Raw genomic sequence first — 24,973 nt, forward strand, 5'->3', positions numbered from 1 at the left:
ATTTTTTATTTTAAAAATCTATCAATTCTATTTAAAACACCCTTTTCCATTACCACTTGTTTAAGTTATTTTTCAGCTTTTTCCCATAAAACTTGACAAAATCCCCCCAACCCTTAAAATAGTAGCTTTACCACAACACAGCTACCGCCATGACCAACACCCCCCAAACTCTCACCCTTATCCAGCCAGACGACTGGCACATTCATCTGCGTGATAATGATGCCCTTGCCACGACCGTACCGCACGCTTGTTTGAGCTTTAACCGTGTCATCTGTATGCCAAACCTTGTGCCACCTGTCAAGACAACCGAGCAAGCGGTTGCCTACCGTGAGCGGATTTTGACCGCCCTTGATAAAGCGGACGTTCCAAGCCAGCGTAAGGCTGAGTTTGACCCACGCATGGTCTTATACTTGACCGACCATACCACAGCCGATGAGATTGCCCATGCCAAAGCCTCAGGCATCGTGCAAGCCGTCAAGCTCTATCCTGCGGGAGCAACCACCAATTCATCAGACGGCGTTACCGACATTTTGGGGCGAGCGGACGTGTTTGAAAGTATGCAAAAACACGGCATTCCGCTTCTTGTACATGGTGAAGTTACGCATCATGACGTGGATATTTTTGACCGTGAAAAGCGGTTTTTGGACGAGATTTTGTCCGTGATTATCAAAAATTTTCCCGAACTTCGCATTGTCATGGAGCATATCACCACCGCAGACGCCGCCGATTTTTGCCTTGCCCAAGCGGACAACGTGAGGGCGACCATCACGCCACAGCATCTATTATTTAACCGCAATCATATGCTTGTGGGCGGAGTCAAGCCGCACTTTTATTGCTTGCCAATCCTAAAACGTGCCAACCACCAACAACGCCTGCTAGAAGTCGCCACCTCTGGCAATCCCAAATTTTTCTTAGGCACGGACTCCGCCCCACACGCCACCCACACCAAAGAAAACGCTTGCGGTTGTGCAGGGTGCTACTCCGCCCCCCATGCCCTACCCCTATACGCCACCGCCTTTGAGAGCGTAGGAGCGTTGGATAAATTAGAAAATTTTGCCAGCGTGTTTGGGGCAAAATTCTACGGACTGCCTGTCAATACCAGCACCATTACCCTTGTCAAATCGGACATGAGCGTGCCGAACAGCTACCCCTATCTTGACGGCAAAAGCCTAACCCCCCTACTATCAGGGCAAACCCTAGCATGGTCAATACAATCATGAACAGTACAGCCATGAGTAGCACAATGACAAGTCAAACAACCGAACCCAAAGATGACAAAAGCCCACTAGCCAAACGCTTTCGGGGCTTTATGCCTGTCGTTGTGGACGTGGAGACGGCAGGATTTAACGCCCAAACGGACGCTTTGTTGGAGATTGCCTGCATTCCGATTTTGATGAATGATGACGGCAAACTCTATCAAGGCGAACCGCTAAACGCTCATATTGAGCCGTTTGTCGGGGCAAATTTAGAGCCGTCCGCCTTAGAATTTACAGGCATTAACCCCGATAGCCCCTTTCGCAAAGCCATCGCCCAAGACGAAAAAAAGGCAATCCGCCAAATTTTTAAATCCCTAAAAGACACCAAAAACGCTCACGGTTGTCGCCAGTGTATTTTGGTTGGGCATAATGCTCATTTTGATTTGGGTTTTTTAAATGCCGTCATCGCCCGCACCAATTCAAAAAATCAGTCGCCTTTTCATGCGTTTAGCGTGCTAGACACGGCAAGCCTGTCCGCCCTAGCCTACGGGCATACGGTGCTTGCCAAGACGTGCCTTATGGCAGGGATTGAGTTTGATAATAGCCATGCTCATTCGGCACTTTACGACACCCAAAAAACCGCCGAGCTCTTTTGTAAGATTTTTAATGAAATGGGTATGCTTGACATTAAGGGCGAACAAATTTAAGATGAACTTTTTGTTTATTTGTTCAAAAAATCAATGGCGTAGTCCGACTGCCGAACGAATTTTTGATTCACACATTAGCATCCATACCCGTTCGGCAGGCACTAGCCGAAACGCTCGCCACAGTGTCAATCACGCCGACATTGAGTGGGCGGATTTGATTTTTGTCATGGAACATAAACACAAAAAACACCTAGCCCAACACTTTGGTAACCAACTGTCCGCTAAAACTGTCATCGTGCTTGACATTAGTGATGATTATGGCTATATGGACGATGAGTTGATTGAGATTTTAACATCGAGCGTCTCGCCCTATCTGCCGTCATCAGACCCAAGCACTTAACACCACTTAAATAAGGAAACACCATGCCATCATTTGACATCGTCTCTGAACTTAACGTCCAAGAAGTGCGTAACGCCATTGGCAACACCGACAAAGAAATCGCCACTCGTTTTGATTTCAAAGGTAGCGACATCACAGTGGAACTCAACGACAAAGCCAAAACCGTAACCATTACCTGCGACAACGAACTGCAAGCCGACAACGTCTATGCCATTTTTGAAAAACAACTCATCAAGCGTGGCGTGGATTTGCAAAGCCTAGACCCACAAGACAAAGCCCAATCAGGCAAACACACCAAGCAAGTCATCAACCTAAAAGACGGACTAGACAGCGACACTGCCAAAAAAATCAGCAAGGCAATCAAAGAGAGCGATTTGAAAGTCTCGGCAAGCATTCAAGGCGATAAAATCCGTGTCTCCGACAAGAAAAAGGATAACCTGCAAGCATGTATGGCGTTTTTAAAAGAAAAATCGTTTGGCGTGCCACTGCAATTTAATAATTTTAAAGATTGATAATTTTAAAAATTTGTTAAAATTCATCAAGTTATAAACTTTCTTAAAATTTTTAAAAATCTTGCTTGACGGACAAAAATAATCTGCTATAATAGCCCCACTTTTGAGAGACACGGTGAAAGCGTTCAAAAGTTGGTAAAGCGATTTTTAAAAAATCAGTTTTACGTCCTTGTGCTCCATTCGTCTAGAGGCCTAGGACACCGCCCTTTCACGGCGGTAACAGGGGTTCGAATCCCCTATGGAGTGCCACTATTTTAAATCCCCAAGTCATCACTTGGGGATTTTATTTTATCCAGTTGTTCATTCAATGTTCACTAAAAACACCCTTTAAATTTGCAAAATTACAACAACATTGCCTCTTGTAAATTTGCTATAATTTGCCATTTCCATTTATTCATCAACGCCTTTCATGCCAAAACAAAAGCTCAAAAACTGGCTCCCCACTCCCGAAAAATTGCGTGAAAACCGCATGATAAGCCTGTTCGCTCCGTTTTTGGCTGACCCACGCCTATGGCAGTTAAATCGCAACGCCCTAACCCGAGCGGTATATGTGGGCGTGCTGTGTGCCTTTTTCCCCTTGCCCGGTCAGATGCCCCTTGCCTTGATTGGGGCGTTAATCTTTCGTGCCAATGTGCCGATGAGTGTCGCCTTAACGTGGATTACCAACCCTTTGACGACTATTCCGATTTTTTGGTTGGCGTATTCGGTGGGGGCAATGCTACTGGGCGAGCCTGTGATTGGCATTCGGGGCATGGGGCTGATTGTGTCCGATTTGACACTATGGGTAACCGGCAACGGTGGCAATCCTTTTGAGATGCACTCGGTGTTTTCCTTTAAGGCGTTTGCGTGGGGATTGCTGGTGTGTGGCATGATTACCAGTGTCGTGCTGGGCATTGCCTTTCGCATATTTTGGCAGTATCGCATCGCCAATGACTGGCAAAAACGGCAAGGCTACAATGCAACCGCCCCCAAGTTTCGCACCCAAAAAGGACATAAAGCCAGAGAGCAGGCGAAAAATGTCGGCTCTGATGATTTTTCTATTTAAGCATTTTTTAAACAATGCTTTACCCGCTACACCCACCGCCCAAGCGTGGCATTGACCGCACTCTCAGTCCGTAAAATCCGCTCGCCAAGCGATACCGCACGCACGCCCACACTTGCCAAAAGCTCAATCTCATACGGCACAAAGCCCCCTTCTGCTCCGATGATAATCATATCAGGCAAGGGATTTTGGTGGATAAACGCCTTAAAACTTGTGTCAGCATAAGGGTGAAAGACAAGGGCGGATTTATCATTTATCAAACCGGGTAATTCGTCCTGCACAAAGGGCTTAAAGCGTTTGGCAAGGGTAATGACAGGTGGCACGCTATCTACGCCTTGTTGTAGCCCTTCTAGCACAAACTCATCAAGACGAGCAAGCAGGGGCGACCCCCAGTAGCTTTTGTCGGTGCGAACGGAATTGATAAGGATAATATGATGAACCCCAAATGCCGTCATATCCATGATAAGCCGTCTTAGCACCTTAGGACGTGGCAAGGCAAGCATGACCGTTACGCCAAGTTTGGACGGTGGGTCGGTGTCTAGGCGGACATTTTCTAACGTACAAATTTTATCATCTATATAAGCAATTTGCCCCACACCCATTTTATCGCCCAATTTGCCAATTTTTAGGGTGTCGCCAACGCTCGCCTTTAACACCGTTTTGACGTGGTTAAGCTGTTCGGCATTGTCAATCGTGGCGGTGGTGTCGTCAAAGGCGGACGGGGGTAAGATGATGATATTCATAACAGTTTCCTTATCATATCAAACTGCACCTTATCCGCCCCTGCCCGCTCTTGCACCAGTCTTTGACCGCTCTCGCCTGCTTGCTTGGCAAGGGCTGGATTGTCAAGCCATGCTTTGATGTTGTCATATAGTCCGTCATCATCGCTTTGTATGAGTACGCCCACATCAGCAAAATCACGCACAATCTCGGCACAGTTTTTGACATACTGCCCCATGATGACGGGCGTGGCAAGGCTCACAGGCTCAATGGGGTTATGACCGCCCTTATCCACAAACGAACCGCCCACGACCGCCACATCGGACAGTTCATACCACCCCAAAAGCTCGCCCATGCTGTCCGCCAAATACACCTGCGTGCTATCCGCTATCGGCTCGCCCTGACTGCGTCTGTGATAAACAAACTCTGTGCAAAGGCTTGCTACCTCATCAAAGCGTTCGGGGTGGCGTGGCACTAGGATAAGCAGTAAATTGGGAAAATCAGCAAGCAGTCGCTTATGCGTATCTAATGCCAACTGCTCTTCTCCGTCATGCGTGCTTGCCATGACCCAAATAGGGCGGTTTTTGGCAAAGTTGTTAAAATCAGCAAGGGCTTGGGTTTTGCCAATCTGACCGCTCCATTTTAGAGAATACGCCTGCTTGACTTTATCTGAACTTGCCCCAAGTGCAATGAAGTTATGATAACTTTGCTCATCTTGGGCGATGATGAGTGATAAATTTGCCATCATGCTTTGGCTAAGGCGGGCAAATTTGGCATAACTGTCAAAGGATTTTTGGGTAAGGCGGGCATTTGCCATGACACTCGGTATGCCTTGCTTTGCCAATACCGATAGGGTATTTGCCCACAGTTCGGTTTCCACAAACACCGCCATCAAAGGGCGAACGTGTGCCAAAAACTGCCCCAATACCGCCACATCATCAACAGGAACAAAGCTGTGCTGTACCGATTTGCCAAGTTCATTCTCAAATAAAACCTTAGCACGGTTAAAGCCCGTCTGCGTGGTACTCGTTATCCACAGATGATAGCCATCAGATAGCATACGCCGAAGTAGCGGATAGACGGTGTTTAGCTCACCCAAAGACACGGCATGGCACCATACCACAGGCTTATCATGGCTAATAGGCACATAACCCTGCCCGAACCGCTCGGCAATCTCACGCTCATAATGGGGCAAATTGGCTTTTTTGCGTGCCAAAAACAAGCGATAAAGCGGTTTTAGGGCGGTAATGGCAAGGCGATAATATAAGGGCGGACGCATGTTAGGACATCATACTTAGCAAGATAAAGAGCAGTACCGCCCCCACGCCCACAGCGATGAACAGCATGCCATAACGCTTGTCCGAGACCATCTCGGTGCGGTAGTCGCTTTTTAGAAGCTCCACCTGATTCATGTAGGCACAGACCTTTTTGGCTTCGGGATGTCCGCCATCGGCTGATTTGCGAAGCCAATGCTCGCCCATGCTCACATCCATCGCCATACCACCATCATTGGGGGCAAAGCCTTGATAATACAGACGGCTAAGCAGTTTTTGGGCTCGGATGTCGCCCATCTCGGCAGAACGTTTGGTGAGCATGACCGCTTTATTGATGTCCACGCCCACGCCACGCCCACCAAAATAGTACAGGGCTAGGCGAAGCATGGCAGACGGGTTGCCCTGCTTGACCAGCCCCACCAGTAGGGCAAGTGCCTGTTTGCGTGCCTGCACCTGCTTGTCATTAAACACAATCTCATCCATCTGCTTGCCTTCGGCGATTTTACCATCGATAAAAGCATCAAACTTGGTCAGTACTGCCGTCGCCTTTTGGTACTCACTCACGGCATCGCTTGGGGTATTGATGTTGAGCAAATCTTGGTACGCTTCATCAAAGAGCTTGGGCGTGTGCGACGCTCTCGCCCTTTGCTTATAGGCGGACGGGGGTAAGTTTGCGGTATTGGTAGACTGGTGTGGACTTTTGGCTTGATGTGGTGTGTTTGGGCTTGCAACATGAGCTTGACTGGCAGACTTGGCAGATTGCAAGGTTTGCGTATCTTGTACAACTGGGGCTGGGCTATGGCTGGCTGGTTGTCCATCCACCATGACTTGATTACGCAAACCTGTTAAATCATTTTGCCCATCGTTTTTCAAAGGGTTTATTGAATGATTTTGCAAGTCATTATTTAAATTATTTTGTCCACTATCTTGCCCATCATGTTGTAAGTCGTTTTGTAAACCATCTTGCAAGCCATTTTGTAAAATAGCTTGCTCATTCTGCCCATCTTGTTTATCAACCGCTTGCACTGACTTATCTACTGGCTTTAAAAACAGCGACCGCTCGCTAAATAACTGTTTGGCTCTATCATCGGCAGTTGGGCTGTGTTGCAACTGTTTAAAACGGCTGATAAAATCATGCACCGCCCAATACAAGCTATCTTCTGCCACGCCCACGCCTTGACCGTCATCATCAAGACCTGCCACAAAGGTGCGGTCAATCGTGCCAAACAGCCTTGCCCCGATGACAGGTAGGATAAAGAACCTATCCGCCACCGCTTGTCCTGCCTGCCCCACACCTTGGCACAATACGCCCATGCCATAATAAAAACCCTGCAACTGTTCAGCCGTCATCTGACTTTGGGGGTCTGCCCCCATCTGCGAGAACAGGCGAGCATAGACACGGCTAAACCCTTGGGCGGTGTAGATACTCACGGTAGGTTTAGCCACCGATTGGGCAAGCTCTTGCTCCATCACCTGCACGACATGATACGCCAAGATGATGATGAGCCGAGCAAAGTCATCATGAGCTAGCACACGAGCTTCACTCACGTTCTTGCCTGCCAAGTCTGATTTGACCGCTGATAAGAACACATCTAACAGTTTAAGACTCTCCAAATCCGCCTTGAATGCCGTCTGCTGAGCGATGAGTGCAGACAGTCGCTGATGATAGGCAAAGCGTTTGCCCGTCACACTCATGCCCTGCCACAGCTCATGCACTTCTTTATCAAATTCAAACCACACAAATGGGGTGACACTCATGCTTTATCCCCGAGCATATTATTTAAAAATTCAAGCACATTTTTGGAGCTTGCTTTTTGTTGCAAGGCGACAAGCTCCGCCTTAACCATTTCTTTGTCATCGCCCGACAGCGTGTACCAACGAGCCAGAGCGGACAAGGAGCGAGAAGCCAGCACAGGATTTATCACGTCTAGGCGAGCCACTGCTGACAGATACAGCGAAATGCCGTCTTTTGTCCATAGCTGAGTGGGCTTGCTTGCCAATCCGCCAAGCGTGGTACGCACACGGTTTGGCGTTTGCCAGTCATAATCCGCCCGCTCCATAAGAACCTTAATGAACGCCACATCACGGCTGTCCGCCCCTGCTTGTACGCTAAACCATGAGTCAATCACAAGGTCATTATCGTGATATTCTTCATAAAACTGAGCGGTATAATCGTCTGCATTTGGCAAGCCAAACTCAATCATCGCCCCCAATGCTCCGAGCTGTTCACTCATACAAGTGGCGTTGGTGTACTGGCGTTCGGCGCGTTCGGTCATGTCAAGTTTGGCGGTCAATGCCAGATTGAGTAGCACATTTCTAAGCAGTCGCACCCCACGAGCGTCAGGCGTGTCTTGATACGGCACGATAGGCAGGGCGTCATACCACACTTGTACATGGTCGGCTAAGGCGTGGGCAATTTGCTCTTTTAGGGCGGTGCGTGTCGCCTTGACCGCTTGTGGGTCGTAGTCCTTATCGTACGCCACCGCAAGCTCGCTTTCGCTTGGCACGTCAAACAGGCGAGCGGTCAGCATGGGGTCTTTGTGCATGAGCGTTGGCACGATACGTTTTAGGGTGTCGGTGAGCAAGGCGACATTATCCGATTTGCCAAACAACAATCTACCCACCAACGTCTGCACCGCTTGCCATTGGTTAAAGCCTTCATTGTCAAATTGTACGATTTTTACCAAATCTTCATCGGTATAGTCAAATTCTAGCTTAACAGGGGCGGAAAAATTACGCAGTACCGACACCACAGGACGCACCCCACCCAAATCCAGCCCGTCAAAACTAAACGTATCGCTGTCTTTGTTCAAAAGTAGCAATTCTTGGGCAAGTAGCTCTCCACTCTCCCCATGAAAAATCGCCACGTCTATCGGTATGGGCAGGGCTTTTGGCTCATCAAATCCTGCCACATAGCGAGTTTGTTGGCTAAATGTCAGCTTGATACTATCGCCCACCACGTCAAATCCGCCCGTCAGTACAGGCGTACCCGCCTGAGTGTACCACGCCAAAAAGTCTTGTACACGGCTATCGCCCACGCTCATCGCCGATAAAAAGTCTTCAATGGTAACGGCTTGACCGTCATAGCGAGCAAAATATTCGTCCGTACCTTGGCGGAATTTATCCTTGCCAAGCAAGGTCGCTATCATACGCACAATCTCCGCCCCTTTTTCATAAACAGTAACGGTGTAGAAGTTGTTAATCTCCACAAAACTGTCAGGACGCACAGGGTGGGCCAGCACGCCTGCGTCTTCTTTGAACTGATGAGCCTTTAAAAAACCCACGTCATCAATGCGTTGCACCGCAGGCGAGCGATGACTTGCCGAGAAACTTTGGTCTCTAAATACGGTAAAGCCTTCTTTTAGGCACAACTGAAACCAATCACGGCAGGTAATGCGATTACCCGTCCAGTTGTGAAAATATTCGTGAGCGATGACCGCTTTGACATGAAAACTTCGCTCATCGGTCGTGGTTTTTGGACTAGATAGCACGCAAGACGTGTTAAAGATATTTAAGCCCTTATTTTCCATTGCTCCCATGTTAAATTGCCCTGTGGCAACAATCATATAACGGTCAAGGTCATACGCCCGCCCATAATGCTCTTCGTCCCATTTCATGCTGTCTTTTAAGGCGGTCATGGCAACGTGGCATTTGTCAATGTCGGCAGACACGGCGTAGATTTCTAGGAGTACTTCACGCCCTTCACTGGTCGTATAATGGTCGCTCATCACCGCCAAATCCGCCACCACGCACGCAAACAGATAGCTTGGCTTTTTGGTTGGGTCGTGCCAGACGGCAAAATGTCTGTCATCGCCCACATTGCCTTTTTCTATCAAATTACCATTGGCAAGTAGCACAGGAAAACGTTTGTCCGCTTCTACCCTTGTGGTGTATTCAGTCAAAACGTCAGGGCGGTCAGGGAAAAAGGTAATTTTACGAAAACCCTCTGGCTCGCATTGAGTAACAAACATCAACTCATCGCCCGTACCCGACTGATATAAGCCTTCTAAGGCGGTGTTGGTTTGGGGATTAATCTTTACGTCAATGGCAACTTTGGCGGCGTCGGGGGCGTTGTGAATGGTTAGACTTTCACTGTCTAATGTGTAATCATCAGCCGTCAGTACTTTGTCATTGATACTGATGTTTAACAGTTCAAGCTCACGCCCTAGCAGGATAAGCTCGCCGTCATGCTCACGGTGCATGTTTAGCACGCTAGACACGGTGGCGTGGTCATCAAATACTTTGATATCCAGATAAATGTCTTCCACACGATAGACAGGTGGCGTGTAGTCTTTTAGGTAGATTTTTTGGGGCTCTTTATTGCTGTTGGTCATGGTTTATTCCTAGTTTAGGTTTGGATTTGAATTGATAAAATTAACACGTCATACTATCAAATTTTTACCATGAAAAAAAGACCGTTTCGCCCCCAAAATCGCCAATATGGTCATTATTTTGCCATCACTTCTCGCAAAACCCCAAAAACACCCAATTTTTCCGCCCAAATACCCCAAAAACAACCCTAAAATGACTTGCTAAGCCCATCAAATTTTGTCATTATAATGTATGATTTTCTCACATGATTTTGCAAATTGTCATTAAGTAGCAAACTGTGGTAAAATGATACAATCGTCAAAATAGTTTTATAAAATTCTTCAATCAAAGGAGCGTTTATGCTTACTTCTAAAATCTCAAAAGCCCTAGTATTGGCTTTGACTGCCAGCACTCTTGTGGTGACAGGCTGTGCCAGCCAAAAACCGAAATCGCAGGTCGTGGTCGCTCCCTTGGGCGGACATGGTGCCAACACTGGCTACACTGGCGGTGCTTTGGTTAATAACTCAGCCGACATCCAAAACGCTGCTCGCAACATGCAAGGCGTGGTGCATTTTGACTTTGACTCAGATGCCATCCGCCCTGATGCTGCCGCCATCTTAGACCAACAAGCCCAATTCTTGAACGCCAACCAAGGTGCACGCGTGCAAATCGCAGGTCACACCGATGAGCGTGGCTCTCGTGAATACAACATGAGCTTGGGCGAACGTCGTGCCGCTGCCGTGCGTGGCTACCTTGCCAGCAAGGGTGTGAACACCGCCAATGTTGAGATTCTAAGTTTTGGCGAAGAGCAACCTGTTGCCACAGGCTCAAACGAAGCCGCTTGGGCTCAAAACCGCCGTGCCGAGCTAAGCTACTAATTCGATTCGCTTTAAACATAAACCCAAATCTTGTGATTTGGGTTTATTTATGGCTTGGATTTGGTGGTTTGGTTTTTTGTGGCACTTTTTATGTTTTTATAAAAGGAATTTTATTTATGTTTTTATAAAAAACATCTTATCTTTCATCATCTTACAGTCAACCAAATTGAATTTTACCACAAAAACCGTGGTGCTTTTTCATTTTGTAGAGCACATCTTTTAACTGTATATTTTTAACTGCGTATAAGACAAAAATTCGCTTTTATCACTCAAAAAACACCCAGTAATTAGGTCGTGCCTACCCTTTATAACACTAGGGCGTGCCCACCATTGATAACATTTTTACAAAGTAAGATGAAAATTTAACGCTTTAATCTATTTTTGCATGAAAAATGGCTAAATCTTATTTTCCATTGCAAATACAAAAAGCAGGCACGCCCTAATAATTTCTCATTTTAATTGGGCGTTTAGCAAGATTATTTTTAAAAATTTTAACACAAACTCATGGTATGGTTTTCTTATAAAATTGTTGCATTATTGTTCTTTTTTAAATGATTTGTAAAGCCACTATCGCATTTGCAATGATTTTAACGTAGAATGTTTTTTATGTTGATTATTTTGATTAAAATCAATATCAATCTTTTTTAATCCATCAATTTTTAATTGATACATGAGTAAGGAGTTTTTATGAACCTGATTGACCATTTACAAACCATCGTTACCCCCAAAGTCTTATCCTTAATTGGCGAGCATGGCGGTGACGACAGTGCCAAAAGAAATGCATTGACAGGATTATTTGGGCTATTTGGCATGAATCTTGCCAACCCTGACATCGCTGCCCGAGTGCAAGCACTGACCCCCGAACAACTCGAAGATGGCAATCACGTTCTAAACACTGTCGTCCAAGACACCCAAGGCACCAGTCAAGTTAGCACCTTAAATAACGAGCTTGCTTCTGAACATGGACTGCCGAACACCACCACAGAAGCCCTAACCACCACCGCTGCACCACTCATCGTGCGTGAACTGAACACCTTGGCAGGATCAAGCTCCCTTGCCACCTTTTTGCAAGAAAAAGCGGACGACTTTGCTGGATTTTTACCCAACTGGGCAGAAAAATTGCTACCAGCAGGGCTACTGGCAGGTGTTGGTGCTTTGGGGGCAACACCGTCAGCAGACATCGCTACTGATGCCGCAAGCACGCCCGTGACACCAGTTACGCCAACCACTGAGAGCGCCTCAGAGCCTACTGCCGCCCATGTTAATGGTCAAGTAGAACCCATCAAAAAAGAAGAAGGTAGCTTCATGAAAGCCCTACTACCCATCATTGGTTTGGTGATTTTTGCAGGGCTGGCATGGCTTTTGTTGCGTGGTTGCCAAGAAAAACCCACCCCTGTGGCAGCACCTGTCACGCCCCCTGGCGAGACCGCCCCTGCCAGTGGTGCCGTCGCAGGTTTGACCCCTGCCACGCTTAACTTTGCCACCGACGAGACAGGTCAAGGCATCTACTCTTGCCGTGGCGAAGCAGGTAGCGAAGGTGTTTTTGCCAACATTCGCACCGCCCTGTCAGGCGTGTTTGGTGTCGCCGATGACACATGCCGTCTGAGTGTCAGCTCTGGTGTGTCAGACACGTTCCCTGCCAGCGAGCATTTGACTGACATCTTTAATCTCATGAAAGGCGTACCTAATGCCAGCGTAAGCATCAGCGACAAAACCATTCGCTTTAACGCAGCCCATGCTGATGACATCACCAAACTCATCGATGGCACCAAAGCACTCACTCCTGCCGACTTTGTGGTCGAAGCGGAGCCACAGCTTGACATCAACAGCGTTGTGACCGACAGCATCAATACCGCCAAAAACGCCATTGCAGGTCTGACCGACACATCTACCGCAGATGATTTAGTGCGTGCCTTGAACTTACAAATCATCAACTTTGCCAATGATTCAAGTGAGATTCCTGAGCAGAACAAAGAAATCCTTGACCTAGCAGCTGCCAAACTTGCTCAGTTGCCTGATGCCAGACTAACCATCACCGGTCACACCGACAGCAATGCTTCTCATGAGTACAACAAAACCTTGTCCGAGCAACGTGCCAAAGCCGTTCATGACTATCTAGTATCCAAGGGCGTACCTGATGAGCGTTTGGACATTTTTGGGGCAAGTTTTGACCATCCTGTGGCAACCAACGCCACCGAACAAGGTCGCTTCCAAAACCGTCGTATTGAGTTCACACTCATCCAAGACGGTGAGCAAATCGCTGCTGTTGGCAATGCACCGACCAGTCCTGCCACTGCCGTTGAAAACGCTCATGAGCATGCCAATGACACGCCCGTTGATGTTGTTCTAGACGAGATGGCAACTGATGAACCCACCACTGGCGTGGTCATCGCCGAACCTAGCGAAGTCGCCCCCGAGCAAAACAACTAATCGGTTTTGACAAAACCGTGATACAATAAAAGCCCAACATGTCAGTCATGCTGGGCTTTTATTGTTACTTTAAGAATACCAAATCATGCCTACCGTTGTCCTGTTTAACAAGCCCTATAATGTCCACAGTCAATTTCGCAAAGACCGTGACCAGATGATGACCCTTGCCGACTATTTTGATGACAAAAGTCTGCGTGTGGCAGGACGCTTGGACAAAGACAGTGAAGGACTGCTCGTTCTCACCGATAACGGCACGCTCAACCATTTCATCACCACACCACCCACGCACGGCAAAGCCAAATCATGGGGCAAGACTTATCTGGTGCAAGTAGAACACACCCCAACCGACGACCAACTTCACGCCCTGCGTACAGGTGTGACCCTAAAAGACGGTAAAACCCTGCCTGCCCATATCTTACACCTGGATGATGACAACCTACCCATTGATGTGTGGGACAGACATCCGCCCATTCGTGAGCGTAAAAATATCCCCACCGCATGGCTTATGATAACCATCTTTGAAGGCAAAAACCGCCAAATCCGTCGCATGACTGCCCACGTCGGTCTGCCCTGCCTAAGACTCATCCGCTTACAAATCGGCAGTGACAAGCTCGGCTGGCACGTTGGCGACTTAGCCGTCGGTCAAAGCAGGCGTATTCACATCAGCCATGATGAGCTGACACGAATACTGCGGGGCTGATTGGATAATCCTATTATCCAACACCCTATGATTTGAGCCATTTATCAAAAACAAACCACCCTTTTTCTTGATAGTCTGCCGTACGCACCGACACACTCTCATGTAGTGTTGGCGTGCCACGGGTCACGGTAAAGGTGCGAAGTTCATCACGGCGAAAGGCATGCACCACCACGCTGTCGGCATGGGTCAGTGCCGATTTTATGCCCACGCTACTGGCACGAATGCCATCTATCGCGATGATGACATCGCCCACCGACAGCCCTGCACCACTGGCGATACTGCCACGGTGTAAGTGCTTGATTTTCAGACCATCCCCACTCTCATCCACGCTCATGCCCCATGCCGTCTCGGTCTGCTCACTATCTAAGACCGCCCCAAACTCGCCCATGAGTGACACAAGTGGTAGCTCATCTGTACCCACAACATAGCGGTGATAAAAGTCCTGCCATGCGTCCGCCCCCATCATAGAGCTGATGACATCGCTAAGATTATCATCGGTCATGCCAAACCGCTTATCATCGCTCTGTTTGGATTTTTCATAAAAGGCTTTGATGACATCAAACAGGCGGTATCTACCCCCTGAGTGTTTTAACAAACTCAAATCCAAGCAGAGCGCCACCAACGCCCCTTTGTTATAATAACTCACGCTCTGATTGGCGGTATTCTCATCGGGGCGATACAGCTTTATCCATGTGTCAAAGCTAGACTCCGCCACGCTTTGGTGTCTGCGACCGTCCGTCTTGTGATAGCGGTTGATTTGGGCGGTGATGAGCTTAAAATAACTTGCCCTATCAATCACGCCTGAGACCAATAACATCAAATCATCCAGATAACTGGTAAAGCCTTCAAACACCCACAACAGGGGCGTGTAGGCTTCTGCTTGCAAATCACTGTCCATCATCACATCAGGACGCACCGACTTGACCCACCACGCATGAAAATACTCATGGCTACACAGCCCCAAAAACCGCTGATAAGACTCGCTTGGCACATCAGACTCGCCCACCGGCAAATCGGTGCGTGGCGTGATAAGGGCAGTTGAGTTGATATGCTCTAACCCACCATAATCACTGCCCGTGACCATCGTCATAAAGGTATAGTCAGCAAAAGGCACATCACCCAGTAAGTCAGCATAACTTTGGCAAATCTTTTGCACATCTGATGACAGCCTTGTCAAATCAGCACGGTGTCGCCCTGCGATAAAAAAGCGATGAGTCACCCCTTTGTCCGCCACCTGCACCGTAAAGTCAAACAGCGACTGCACCCCAAATTCAAAGGGATAATCATAATACTCAAAGGCTTCCTTGGGAGCGAGTGAATAGCCCACCCCCTGTTCATGCTCACGCAGGACATGGGGCAGACCGCAGGCGAGCGATGAGCCTTGATTTTTTGCCAAAAAGCTCTGTGGCACATGCAAATGCACCTGAGCAGACGCCCACTCATTATTTGATATCATCAAAAGGAGCGATGTAAAATTACCAAACAGTCGGCTGTCATCGACAAATGCCGTCCGCACCGACAAATCATGGCAGTACACTTCATAATGCACCGTTATCCGCCCCGCCTGCCCAATGCCAGCAAATTCATAACGGTTCTTGGCACTTTTGCTTGCCCGATACGCCTGCCCTGTCTCATCATAGGCGATGACTTTGGTGATGTTCTTGCTAAACTCACGCACCAAATAACTGCCTGCTATCCAAGTCGGTAGCCACAAACTAAGCCCGTCATCAGAACGTTCAATGTCCGCCACATCAAAGCTCATGATGACATCAACCAAATGCTCATGACATCGGGTAAAGTCAAGCACATAATGAATGGCAACATCCTGCTCGCTGTTCGTCTTTGGCAAATTAGGGGTTGTATTTAGGTGTGTCATTGTATTTACCTTATTAAACTCATCAAAATTGGTGTTGTTGTTTAAAAATATCTTAAAATTGCACATGCAAGAGATGACAAACATTGTCAAACAACATGTCGTCAGCTGACACCATTATAACAAAATTGATTTAAATCTGCTTTAATCGGTTTTTAAAAGATTTTTGTAACCAATGCCCAACATTTGCCAAAACTTTGCTATAATAGCCCTTGATTATCGGTAATGACACCCCATTTACTGATAAACATTTTTCACTTTTATAGGAAAATTTCATGTCAATGATTGCAAATGACACCGTTGTACGATTCAACTACACTCTAACCAACAGTGACGGCGACGTGCTTGATAAATCAAATGGCGAACCACTTGCCTACTTGCACGGTCACCACAACATCATCCCTGGTCTTGAAGTCCAAATGGAAGGCAAAGGTGCAGGCGATAAGTTCACCGTGACTGTTGCCCCCGAAGATGCTTATGGCGAGTACCTTGCCGAAGCTGTCCAAGAAGTGCCACGGGCAAATTTCCAAGGTGTTGAAAACATCGAAGTTGGCATGCAATTTCAATCACAAACTGACGACGGTCATGTCATGCTTGTGACTGTCAAAGACGTGAATGATGACGTGGTGGTCGTGGACGGCAACCATCCATTGGCTGGCGTGACTTTGACGTTTGACGTTGAAGTGGTTGATGTGCGTGAAGCCACTGCCGATGAGATTGCTCACGGTCATGCACACGGTGTGGGCGGTCATCATCACTGATTGGCTCATCATTTACAAAACCCAAACGTTTGCTTTGGGTTTTTTGTTTTTTAAAGGATTATAATAAGCATTTTTCAATAGACTTCTTTCCAAACCCTGATTTTTGTAGATTTTTAAAAACTTCAACCCCAATACTTATAAGGGTTTATTTTTAGTTTGGAAAGAGATTTAATAAAGATACACCCAACCAACTTGATATTTACCACAGGTTTGTAGGGGCGCGTTGAACACGCCCTTTATGATATTATTTTACAAGGCGTGCACAGCATGCCCCTACATCCAAATATCGTTGTGTTTGTAGAATTTTAAAGTTTCTTGGTGTAATTCTACAAACTGGGCAAACAGTAGCGAATATAACGCCCAAAACTCAAGACATTACATAGGGCAAATTGCAATTTTCCCCACAAATCCATCCAAAAATATCATCAATTAGCCATATAAAATTTAGGGCGTGTTGAACTTTGGTATTTGCAATGAAAAATGAGAAAAATCGCCCGTTTTTCAAGGAAAAAACGCAGGTTGATAGTTATTCTATCAGACAAGTTTTTGACGCAGAAAAACAAGATTTAGCCATTTTTCATGCAAAAATTGATTGAAACATTAAATTTTCATCTTATTTTATAAAAATGTTATCAATGGTAGGCACGCCCTAACAAAGGTATTTTTATGAAACGCTTAACTTCTCTATTTATCATCACCACCCTGCTAAGTGCCTGCTCTGCCCTGCCTGATAGCACAGCCACCCATTCCACCACCCAAGCCACGGCAGATGTCGCTCATGGGTCATCAGATGACACCGCACACCATCTAACCCATCTTAGCCAAGAGTGGCGACTGACCGCCGTGCAAGGCGTGGACTATCAAGGCAGACCTGTCGCCACACTTGATTTGACCGACCCTGCCAAAGCCAGTGGGCATGCAGGGTGTAACACCCTAATGTTTGGCATCAACGACATCCATGATGACACCCTACACATCAGCTCGGTGGCATCCACTCGCATGGCGTGCCCTGACATGGCGTTAGAGCAGATACTAGGACAACTGTTGCCCACGCTCACGCATTATAAAGTCAGTGCCACCGACCTAATGCTCTCTAACAGCCAAGGTCAAGCGTTGTATTTTAAGGCGGTAAGATAGCCCAAAATTGGCAACGTGTTAAGATGACCACCAAGTCATTTTTTCATCAAAATCACACGCTTTTATCTGCCTTGTGCTACAATACCCCAAGCCATCGCTTGTATCAACAGCACAAGGACAGCCATGACCACATTTTTTAAAGGCAAATTTCTAAAAAGCAAACCCGCCCACACTCACGCCGATGATACACCCTATCCGCATATTTTTCGTCCGCTGGACTTGGGCTTTACCACCCTAAAAAACCGCATGGTCATGGGGTCGATGCACACAGGACTTGAAGACAGATTTTTTAATTATGGTAAGCTCGCTCGCTACTTTGAAGAGCGTGCCAAGGGCGGTGTCGCACTCATCATCACAGGCGGTACCTCGCCCAACCGTGAAGGTTGGCTCACCCCCTTTGGCGGAACGCTAAACCACACCGCCGACATCATTCATCACGCCCGAGTTACCCGAGCGGTACATAAGCACGACACCAAAATTCTCTTACAAATCCTACACAGCGGACGTTATGGCTATCAGCCCTTTGTGGTCGCCCCAAGCCCCATCAAGTCGCCCATCTCGCCCTTTAAGCCCCGCCAAATGTCCGCCAAAAACATCAAGGCAACCATAGACGACTACGTCCACACCGCCAAACTTGCCAAAAAAGCAGGCTATGACGGCGTGGAAATCATGGGCTCCGAAGGCTATCTCATCAACCAATTCTTATCCGCTCGCACCAACCAACGCACCGATGATTATGGCGGTAGCTTAGAAAACCGAGCCCGATTTGCCCTAGACATCGTCAAGGCGATTCGTGGGGCAGTTGGTGCTGATTTTATCATCAGTTTTCGCTTATCGATGTTGGAGCTTGTTGAAGACGGTGCGGTCATGGCAGACGTCATTAATCTTGCCACATGGTTGGAGTCGGCAGGGGTAACGCTCATTAACACCGGTATCGGCTGGCATGAAGCCCGCATTCCCACCATCGTAACAAGCGTGCCACGAGCGGTTTTTGTGCGGTTTAGCCAAGCGGTCAAAGACGCCATCAATATCCCCGTCATCGGGGCGAACCGCATTAATATGCCTGACACGGCAGAGACGATGTTGGCAAATGGACAAGTGGATTTGGTGCAAATGGCACGCCCCTTTTTGGCGGACGGTGCGTGGGTACAAAAAGCCCAAACTGGCAATGCCCATCTCATTAACACCTGTATCGGCTGTAATCAAGCCTGTCTTGACCACACTTTTGCTGGCGAGCGAGCGACTTGCTTGGTCAATCCACGAGCGTGTTTTGAGAGCGAATACGACATTCGCCCCGCCAAAAAAGTGAAAAAAATTGCCGTCATCGGGGGCGGTGTCGCTGGCATGACGGTTGCCGTTACCGCAAGCGAACGTGGACATGACGTAACCATCTTTGAGCGTAACAGCACGCTTGGCGGTCAGTTTAATTTTGCCAAAGTTATCCCTGGTAAAGAAGAATTTTTTGAGACCATTCGCTACTATCGCAACATGATAGAAAAGTTAAACATAAAAGTTCAATTAAATCATGAAGTTAGCGATGAATTCTTAAAAAATAGCAACTTTGACGACATCGTCATCGCCACAGGGGTCGTGCCACGCAAAGTGCGATTTGACGGCACCGACTTGCCACAGGTCATGACCTATGCCGAACTGCTCTCGGGACAAAAGGTCGCCGGCGAGCGAGTGGCGGTACTCGGAGCAGGCGGTATCGGCTTTGACGTGGCAGAGTTTTTGGCACATGGGGGCGTAATTGCCAAAGACGTCCATGACCCCACTTACCGCCCCACCGCCCAAAGCCCTGATGAGTTTTTTGCTCAATGGGGCGTAAACCCTGAGCCATACTATGACAGCCAAGGCGGACTTGCCAAACCCGCCCCCACACCAAGCCACCGCCAGATTTATCTACTCCAACGCAGTGAAGGCAAGCTCGGCAAGGGCTTAAACAAAACCACCGGCTGGGTACATAAAGCAGTCATCAAGCAAGCCGGCGTTATCCAAATCGCAGGGGCAACGTACGACAAAATCACCGATGAAGGCTTGTGGATAACGGTCAATGGACAAGCCCAACTGCTCCGTGTGGACAGCGTGGTGTTGTGTGTGGGGCAAGAGTCGGTCAATGAACTCATGCCAAAACTGGGCGACACCCCCAAAGCCCACTATCACATCATTGGCGGAGCAAAAAACGCCCAACGCCTAGATGCCAAACGAGCGATTAGAGAAGGGTTTTTATTGGGGATTCATTTGTAGTTGAGAAAGATAATAAAATGTTATATAATCTCATAAAATCCATCATAACTTTGGGGTATTATATGACTTTTTTAAAAACTACTGCCATCGCCATGCTCACACTCAGCATGGCATTGACCGCCCACGCCCATGTGACCGTGCGTAATTTTGCCAATGGCGTGGACAGTTTGTCAGGCAAATCCGACAGCTTTCGCCTAAACGTCCCCACCAATCGCCACAAAGCCATTACCCAAGTGGAATTTGTCGTGGCGGACGATGTCAAGCTCCTATTCATCCACCCTGTGCCAAACTGGACGTACACCACCACCAAACGAGCCAATGGCGACATTGATAAGGTCATTTACACAGGGCGTATGGAAGCAGGTGAATTTACATCCTTTCCATTCATCGCCAAAAACCCCGCCAAGGGTGACATTACCGTCAAATACAAAGCCTACATCACCTACGAAGATGGCGTGGTCGTGCCATTTGACGGGTCAGCGGACGCTCACGGCTATCAGCCCACCATACTGTTAAAATAAATTAAGACCCATGAAAGCCACTCATCAGTGGCTTTTTATTATTTTATTACTTAACCCGAATAAACGCCACATCAATGTCCTGTGTTGGCACAAAATTATTTTCAATCACTTCAAATTTGCCCTGCCCCACCTTTCTCACCTTGCCTTTGCCCGCCCAACAAAACGACACAATCTCATCGCTATCACGCTCGATAGTGAGTTTAAACCGCTCAATCGGTTTTGCCCAATTCGCCCCTGTGGTCAGCACATAACCCAATGCCGAATAAGACAAAGGGTGCGTGCCTGATTTTTTATCCAAATTTTGCCGAGTGGCTTTATCCAAACAAAAATTACTGTCTAGACTTTCATCGAAAAAGACCCCACCACCCACCATAGGGCGATAGCTGTGGTTGATGCGAGTAATGGCATTAGCTTTAAATGTTTGCGTCCATTCATAGATTGCCTGCGATTTCCAATGCGTGTCTTTTTCGGTGATAAGGCGGTATAACGTTGGGTGCTTGCACGCTCGGATTTTGGCGTATATATTGGACAAACTGTCGTCATAATTGGCATGATGATATGCAGACAAAATCTCTTTATCCGAAAAACCGCATTGCCTAAATGCGTCCGTTACATCAAGCTCTGATTGCTCATCATGCCCTTTATATAAAAAAGCTCGCACGTGCATTTTTGGAGTAATGGCTTTGCCGTTCGCCCACACCTTAAAGCTGTTAAGCGTTGTCTCTGTGTCCGCAAAATCCCCATCGTATTGAATGCTCATCTTTGGCAAGGGAAACAGCACCGTTTGGCGAATGTCTTTATTGGTTAGGTTTTTAAATTCATACGCTACTTTGATGATGTCTTTACTGATATACAAATCTTCACTTTTCATGGCGATATTGGGATTTTTGATGTACGCCACCCCACCCACGCCCACATAGCCTGTACTGTCGTTGGCATGGACTGTGATACTTGATAATAGTAGTGCCAATAAGGAAAATTTTAACCGTTTCATGATTTATCCTAATTTATCCTAACAAAAAGGTGTATAATGACCGTATTATCTTGCTATCTTTTAATAATTCTGTCAAGTTTATCAAGGCTAAAATATGTCAAATTACACCTTTAACCGCACTTTTCCCCATACCCGTCTACGCCGTTTGCGTGTCTCGGACGGCATTCGTGAGATGGTTGCTGAAACTCATCTAAAACCTTGCCATCTTATCGCCCCTGTGTTTGTCATTGAAGGGCAAAACCAACGCCAAACCATCAAAAGTATGCCAAACATTGAACGGCTATCCATTGACCTACTTATCGGGCATTGCAAAGAGCTGTATGAGACCGGCGTACGCATGGTAGATATTTTTCCTGTGATTGACCCTGCCCTAAAATCCCCCAATGGCGATAACGCCTACGACCCCAATACCCTTGCCGTGCGTGCCATCTCTGCCATCAAGGATGCCTGCCCTGAGCTTATCGTCATGACTGATGTCGCCCTAGACCCCTACACCACGCACGGTCAAGACGGTATCATTGATGAATCAGGCTATGTGATTAACGACATCACCACCGAAGCACTCATCAAACAAACACTCGCCCACGCTCGGGCAGGGGCAGACGTCATCTCGCCATCGGACATGATGGACGGTCGCATTCGTGCCATGCGTGATGCCCTGGAAGCGGACGGTTTTGTCAATACCGCCATCATGGCGTATTCTGCCAAATACGCCTCCGCCTACTATGGACCTTTTCGTGATGCGGTCGGCTCATCAGGCAACCTAAAAGGACATAAAAAACAATACCAAATGAACCCTGCCAACCGAGACGAAGCCTTACATGAGGTCGCCCTTGACATCAAAGAAGGGGCGGACATGGTCATGGTAAAACCCGGTCAGCCCTATCTGGACGTGGTGCGTGAAGTCAAAGACAACTTTGGCGTACCAACCTTTGCCTATCAGGTGTCAGGCGAATACGCCATGCACATGGCAGCCATTCAAAACAGCTGGCTCACCGAAGCGGTCATCTTAGAGAGCCTTATCGGATTTAGGCGGGCAGGCTGTGATGGGATATTAAGCTATTTTGCCCTACCTGCCGGGCGGATGCTTGCTGAGATTTAAAAATTTGCTAACTTTATGATTTTATGCCACTTTTATGTTTAAAGTGGCATTTTATGATGGGTATATTTGGATTATGTTAAATAACTTTAATCCCACACCCTGTGCTTAACTTTGTATCAGTGATTGACTTACCAAGGGCGTATCACACGCCCTTTTCTTTTATCTCTGTTATCCGCCTTGCTAGTTATGAGCCAACGCATCCACAGGATTAAGCCTTGACGCATTACGAGCAGGCAAAAAGCCAAACACAATGCCGATGAGCGTTGAGCAGACAAAGGCAACCACGATAGATAGGGGTGAGTAAATCACGCCCACGCTGTCGCCCCCAAATTTATTGATAAGACTACCCACACCAAAGGCAAGCAGAATTCCCAAAACACCGCCCAAGATACACACCAACACCGCTTCTATCAAAAATTGTCCCAAAATATCCGACTGCCTTGCCCCGACTGCCATACGCACGCCAATCTCGCTCGTGCGTTCGGTAACCGACACAAGCATGATATTCATCACGCCAATACCGCCCACGATAAGCGAGATAATCGCAATCGATGAGATAAGCATGGTCATGGCGGTGGTGGTGGATTGCACCGTTTCTTTGATGCTGTCGGTGTTCATGATGTTAAAATCGTCCGTGCCGTGCCGTGATTTGATAAGCTCGGATATGGCAGTCTCGGCAATGGCGGACGGTGTGTCATCATCAATCAGCACGACAAAGCGGTCAACCGTATTTTTGCCAAGCATACGATACATGACGGTGGTATAAGGCAGATAGACGGTGGGCGAGTTGCTGGTGCGGGCAAAGGACGATGTTTTTTCGGACAACACGCCCACGATACGGGCAGGGACGTTGCCGATGAGCAGGGTTTGCCCGATAGGGTTGCCTTCGCTGTTAAAATAGGTCTTATAGGCGTTTTGGTCGATGATGACATCTTGGGCGGACGTGGCGACACTGGTTTCATCAAACATCTGCCCCATAGCCAATTTTTCGCCTGTAACGGACAAATAATCCTTACCCACGCCCGTTACTGTGCCTGTCGTGTCTTGGTTTTGGTAGCGGATATTGACCGATTTGTTTACCATGGGGCTGACCGACACGGCATAGGGCTGGTCGGCAACGGCTTGGGCGTCCGCCACGGTGAGATTATCTCGTCCAAACCGCCGTCTGGGGTCGCCAAAGGGATAGCCGTTCATCACGGTAATGGTGTTGGTGCCCAGGGCGTTGATGTCGGCTAGGATTTTGGCTTGTGAGCCTTGCCCTAGCCCCACGATAGAGACGACAGAAGCGATACCGATGATAATCCCAAGCATGGTTAAAAGGGTTCGCATTTTATGGGCTTTCATGGCATAGATAGACATTTTAAAGGCTTCTTTTAGGCGGTCTATCACGCCAAATAGGGCGTTTTTTGAGTCAAAGGTGTTTTTGCTAATAGGGCTTAAAACCGTTCGTGGTGAGCTTGTTGAACCATGACGGTTTTCCTTGTCCCGCAGGCATGGCTCAGGGCGAACGGAAAACTTAGAAGTATCAGCAAGTTTGTCATCAGTATAATAATCAGCAATGATATGCCCGTCCTTTAACTCAATCACTCGCTCGGCTTGGCTTGCCAAACTCGGGTCGTGCGTTACCATGATAATGGTGTGTCCGTCATCTTTTAGGCGGTGCAAGATGTTCATGACTTCCTTGCCAGAGCCACTATCCAACGCCCCTGTCGGCTCGTCTGCTAGGATAATATCACCCCCATTCATCAAAGCCCTTGCAATAGAAACACGCTGTTGCTGACCGCCTGAGAGCTGATTGGGGCGGTTGGTGGTTTTCTCGCCCAAGCCTAATTGGGTAAGTAGCTCGGTGGCTCGCTCACGCCTTTTGGTGGTGTTCATGCCTGCATAGACAGCAGGGACGGCAACATTGTCAAGGGCGTTGATGTCGCCCAAAAGATGATAACGCTGAAAAATAAAGCCAAAATGCTCACGTCTAAGTTTGGCAAGCTCTTCACTATCCATGTCGTCCACAGATTTGCCAAAAATGGTATAGCTTCCGCTTGTGGCTTTGTCAAGACAGCCCATAATGTTCATGAGCGTGGATTTGCCTGAGCCTGATTGCCCGATGATAGCAACCATTTCGCCTTGATAAAGCGTTAAATCAAGCCCATGCAAAATACGAATGGTGGTGTCGCCAGCAGGGAACTCACGCACTAGGTTTTTGATTTGTATGAGTGGGATTTTCATCA

21 protein-coding genes and 1 tRNA gene are annotated in these 24,973 nt (G+C 47.7%); 15 read left to right on the forward strand and 7 right to left on the reverse strand.

Translation table 11 applies throughout. From position 1 onward, the window contains the following. Positions 1-149: 149 nt before the first annotated feature. The 6 genes from pyrC to IM753_RS08245 all read left to right on the forward strand — a co-directional run bounded on the left by pyrC (position 150) and on the right by IM753_RS08245 (position 3,800). Complete coding sequence (pyrC, locus tag IM753_RS08220) at positions 150-1,220, forward strand: dihydroorotase (protein WP_194109070.1); 1,071 nt, start codon at positions 150-152, stop codon at positions 1,218-1,220. A gap of 23 nt (positions 1,221-1,243) precedes the next feature. Further along, positions 1,244-1,903, forward strand: coding sequence for a ribonuclease T (rnt, locus tag IM753_RS08225; RefSeq protein WP_065256087.1), 660 nt, complete (start codon positions 1,244-1,246; stop codon positions 1,901-1,903). A gap of 1 nt (position 1,904) precedes the next feature. After that, positions 1,905-2,243 (forward strand): low molecular weight protein tyrosine phosphatase family protein, encoded by a 339-nt coding sequence (locus tag IM753_RS08230; RefSeq protein ID WP_065256081.1) that lies wholly within the window; start codon positions 1,905-1,907, stop codon positions 2,241-2,243. Between the two features lie 23 nt (positions 2,244-2,266). Further along, complete coding sequence (locus IM753_RS08235; protein WP_079324533.1) at positions 2,267-2,755, forward strand: YajQ family cyclic di-GMP-binding protein; 489 nt, start codon at positions 2,267-2,269, stop codon at positions 2,753-2,755. Between the two features lie 173 nt (positions 2,756-2,928). After that, positions 2,929-3,004: transfer RNA gene (locus IM753_RS08240), tRNA-Glu, on the forward strand. A gap of 160 nt (positions 3,005-3,164) precedes the next feature. Next, a complete protein-coding gene (locus IM753_RS08245) occupies positions 3,165-3,800 on the forward strand; it encodes a DUF2062 domain-containing protein (RefSeq protein ID WP_065256079.1) in 636 nt (211 codons plus the stop codon). Between the two features lie 26 nt (positions 3,801-3,826). Here the strand turns inward: IM753_RS08245 and IM753_RS08250 are convergent, their stop codons facing one another. The 4 genes from IM753_RS08250 to pepN are packed head-to-tail and all read right to left on the reverse strand — an operon-like array spanning position 3,827 to position 10,125. Beyond that, the gene (locus IM753_RS08250) at positions 3,827-4,540 is read right to left on the reverse strand and encodes a 16S rRNA (uracil(1498)-N(3))-methyltransferase (protein WP_065256078.1); all 714 of its coding nucleotides are present in this window, start codon (positions 4,538-4,540) and stop codon (positions 3,827-3,829) included. After that, the gene (locus tag IM753_RS08255) at positions 4,537-5,796 is read right to left on the reverse strand and encodes a 3-deoxy-D-manno-octulosonic acid transferase (protein ID WP_194109071.1); all 1,260 of its coding nucleotides are present in this window, start codon (positions 5,794-5,796) and stop codon (positions 4,537-4,539) included. The genes IM753_RS08250 and IM753_RS08255 overlap by 4 nt, the downstream gene beginning before the upstream one ends. A gap of 1 nt (position 5,797) precedes the next feature. Further along, positions 5,798-7,549, reverse strand: a complete 1,752-nt coding sequence (locus IM753_RS08260; protein ID WP_194109072.1) for a tetratricopeptide repeat protein — start codon at positions 7,547-7,549, stop codon at positions 5,798-5,800. Beyond that, positions 7,546-10,125, reverse strand: coding sequence for an aminopeptidase N (pepN, locus tag IM753_RS08265; RefSeq protein WP_194109073.1), 2,580 nt, complete (start codon positions 10,123-10,125; stop codon positions 7,546-7,548). Before pepN ends, IM753_RS08260 begins: the two co-directional genes overlap by 4 nt. 336 nt (positions 10,126-10,461) lie before the next feature. Here pepN and pal point away from each other — a divergent pair, with 336 nt between their 5' ends. The 3 genes from pal (at position 10,462) to IM753_RS08280 (ending at position 14,110) form a co-directional block, all read left to right on the forward strand. After that, positions 10,462-10,980 carry a peptidoglycan-associated lipoprotein Pal gene (pal, locus tag IM753_RS08270; RefSeq protein ID WP_194109074.1) on the forward strand — a complete coding sequence of 173 codons (519 nt, stop codon included), beginning with the start codon at positions 10,462-10,464 and terminating at the stop codon, positions 10,978-10,980. Between the two features lie 687 nt (positions 10,981-11,667). Continuing rightward, on the forward strand, positions 11,668-13,410 hold the full coding sequence (locus tag IM753_RS08275; RefSeq protein WP_194109075.1) for an OmpA family protein: 1,743 nt from the start codon (positions 11,668-11,670) through the stop codon (positions 13,408-13,410). An 85-nt stretch (positions 13,411-13,495) separates the two neighbouring features. Further along, positions 13,496-14,110 (forward strand): pseudouridine synthase, encoded by a 615-nt coding sequence (locus IM753_RS08280; protein ID WP_065256072.1) that lies wholly within the window; start codon positions 13,496-13,498, stop codon positions 14,108-14,110. Positions 14,111-14,135: 25 nt separating this feature from the next. On the opposite strand, the gene IM753_RS08285 is transcribed toward IM753_RS08280, so the two are convergent. Next, a complete protein-coding gene (locus IM753_RS08285; protein WP_065256086.1) occupies positions 14,136-15,986 on the reverse strand; it encodes a M61 family metallopeptidase in 1,851 nt (616 codons plus the stop codon). A gap of 272 nt (positions 15,987-16,258) precedes the next feature. Here IM753_RS08285 and IM753_RS08290 point away from each other — a divergent pair, with 272 nt between their 5' ends. The 5 genes from IM753_RS08290 (at position 16,259) to IM753_RS08305 (ending at position 20,649) form a co-directional block, all read left to right on the forward strand. Then, a complete protein-coding gene (locus IM753_RS08290; protein WP_065256071.1) occupies positions 16,259-16,744 on the forward strand; it encodes a peptidylprolyl isomerase in 486 nt (161 codons plus the stop codon). A gap of 473 nt (positions 16,745-17,217) precedes the next feature. Next, complete coding sequence (locus IM753_RS13315; protein WP_255518625.1) at positions 17,218-17,340, forward strand: hypothetical protein; 123 nt, start codon at positions 17,218-17,220, stop codon at positions 17,338-17,340. Between the two features lie 70 nt (positions 17,341-17,410). Continuing rightward, positions 17,411-17,881: an META domain-containing protein gene (locus tag IM753_RS08295; RefSeq protein WP_194092636.1), complete on the forward strand. Its 471-nt coding sequence runs from the start codon at positions 17,411-17,413 to the stop codon at positions 17,879-17,881. A 123-nt stretch (positions 17,882-18,004) separates the two neighbouring features. Further along, positions 18,005-20,128, forward strand: a complete 2,124-nt coding sequence (locus IM753_RS08300; protein WP_194092637.1) for an NADPH-dependent 2,4-dienoyl-CoA reductase — start codon at positions 18,005-18,007, stop codon at positions 20,126-20,128. A 62-nt stretch (positions 20,129-20,190) separates the two neighbouring features. Beyond that, positions 20,191-20,649 carry a DUF1775 domain-containing protein gene (locus IM753_RS08305; RefSeq protein ID WP_062501344.1) on the forward strand — a complete coding sequence of 153 codons (459 nt, stop codon included), beginning with the start codon at positions 20,191-20,193 and terminating at the stop codon, positions 20,647-20,649. Positions 20,650-20,695: 46 nt separating this feature from the next. Here IM753_RS08305 and IM753_RS08310 read toward each other — a convergent pair whose 3' ends face one another. Then, positions 20,696-21,643 carry a DUF4424 family protein gene (locus IM753_RS08310; RefSeq protein WP_065256069.1) on the reverse strand — a complete coding sequence of 316 codons (948 nt, stop codon included), beginning with the start codon at positions 21,641-21,643 and terminating at the stop codon, positions 20,696-20,698. 94 nt (positions 21,644-21,737) lie between these two features. Between IM753_RS08310 and hemB the strand changes: the two genes are divergently transcribed. Then, the gene (hemB, locus tag IM753_RS08315) at positions 21,738-22,745 is read left to right on the forward strand and encodes a porphobilinogen synthase (protein WP_065256068.1); all 1,008 of its coding nucleotides are present in this window, start codon (positions 21,738-21,740) and stop codon (positions 22,743-22,745) included. Between the two features lie 180 nt (positions 22,746-22,925). Here the strand turns inward: hemB and IM753_RS08320 are convergent, their stop codons facing one another. After that, positions 22,926-24,971, reverse strand: coding sequence for a MacB family efflux pump subunit (locus tag IM753_RS08320; protein ID WP_083108213.1), 2,046 nt, complete (start codon positions 24,969-24,971; stop codon positions 22,926-22,928). Positions 24,972-24,973 lie beyond the last annotated feature (2 nt).

Origin of the sequence: Moraxella sp. K127 (genome assembly GCF_015223095.1) — a bacterium.
Taxonomy (GTDB): domain Bacteria; phylum Pseudomonadota; class Gammaproteobacteria; order Pseudomonadales; family Moraxellaceae; genus Moraxella.

Excerpts from the sequence above, each read along its gene's own strand:
- IM753_RS08285 (WP_065256086.1), bottom strand. The coding sequence starts at position 15,986 with ATGACACACCTAAATACAACCCCTAATTTGCCAAAGACGAACAGCGAG.
- IM753_RS08280 (WP_065256072.1), top strand. The coding sequence starts at position 13,496 with ATGCCTACCGTTGTCCTGTTTAACAAGCCCTATAATGTCCACAGTCAA.
- IM753_RS08320 (WP_083108213.1), bottom strand. The coding sequence starts at position 24,971 with ATGAAAATCCCACTCATACAAATCAAAAACCTAGTGCGTGAGTTCCCT.
- IM753_RS08275 (WP_194109075.1), top strand. The coding sequence starts at position 11,668 with ATGAACCTGATTGACCATTTACAAACCATCGTTACCCCCAAAGTCTTA.
- IM753_RS08255 (WP_194109071.1), bottom strand. The coding sequence starts at position 5,796 with ATGCGTCCGCCCTTATATTATCGCCTTGCCATTACCGCCCTAAAACCG.
- IM753_RS08230 (WP_065256081.1), top strand. The coding sequence starts at position 1,905 with ATGAACTTTTTGTTTATTTGTTCAAAAAATCAATGGCGTAGTCCGACT.
- hemB (WP_065256068.1), top strand. The coding sequence starts at position 21,738 with ATGTCAAATTACACCTTTAACCGCACTTTTCCCCATACCCGTCTACGC.
- pal (WP_194109074.1), top strand. The coding sequence starts at position 10,462 with ATGCTTACTTCTAAAATCTCAAAAGCCCTAGTATTGGCTTTGACTGCC.
- IM753_RS08310 (WP_065256069.1), bottom strand. The coding sequence starts at position 21,643 with ATGAAACGGTTAAAATTTTCCTTATTGGCACTACTATTATCAAGTATC.
- IM753_RS08250 (WP_065256078.1), bottom strand. The coding sequence starts at position 4,540 with ATGAATATCATCATCTTACCCCCGTCCGCCTTTGACGACACCACCGCC.
- IM753_RS08305 (WP_062501344.1), top strand. The coding sequence starts at position 20,191 with ATGACTTTTTTAAAAACTACTGCCATCGCCATGCTCACACTCAGCATG.
- IM753_RS08300 (WP_194092637.1), top strand. The coding sequence starts at position 18,005 with ATGACCACATTTTTTAAAGGCAAATTTCTAAAAAGCAAACCCGCCCAC.
- IM753_RS08295 (WP_194092636.1), top strand. The coding sequence starts at position 17,411 with ATGAAACGCTTAACTTCTCTATTTATCATCACCACCCTGCTAAGTGCC.
- IM753_RS08260 (WP_194109072.1), bottom strand. The coding sequence starts at position 7,549 with ATGAGTGTCACCCCATTTGTGTGGTTTGAATTTGATAAAGAAGTGCAT.
- IM753_RS13315 (WP_255518625.1), top strand. The coding sequence starts at position 17,218 with ATGAAAAATGAGAAAAATCGCCCGTTTTTCAAGGAAAAAACGCAGGTT.
- IM753_RS08290 (WP_065256071.1), top strand. The coding sequence starts at position 16,259 with ATGTCAATGATTGCAAATGACACCGTTGTACGATTCAACTACACTCTA.
- IM753_RS08235 (WP_079324533.1), top strand. The coding sequence starts at position 2,267 with ATGCCATCATTTGACATCGTCTCTGAACTTAACGTCCAAGAAGTGCGT.
- IM753_RS08245 (WP_065256079.1), top strand. The coding sequence starts at position 3,165 with ATGCCAAAACAAAAGCTCAAAAACTGGCTCCCCACTCCCGAAAAATTG.
- pepN (WP_194109073.1), bottom strand. The coding sequence starts at position 10,125 with ATGACCAACAGCAATAAAGAGCCCCAAAAAATCTACCTAAAAGACTAC.
- rnt (WP_065256087.1), top strand. The coding sequence starts at position 1,244 with ATGACAAGTCAAACAACCGAACCCAAAGATGACAAAAGCCCACTAGCC.
- pyrC (WP_194109070.1), top strand. The coding sequence starts at position 150 with ATGACCAACACCCCCCAAACTCTCACCCTTATCCAGCCAGACGACTGG.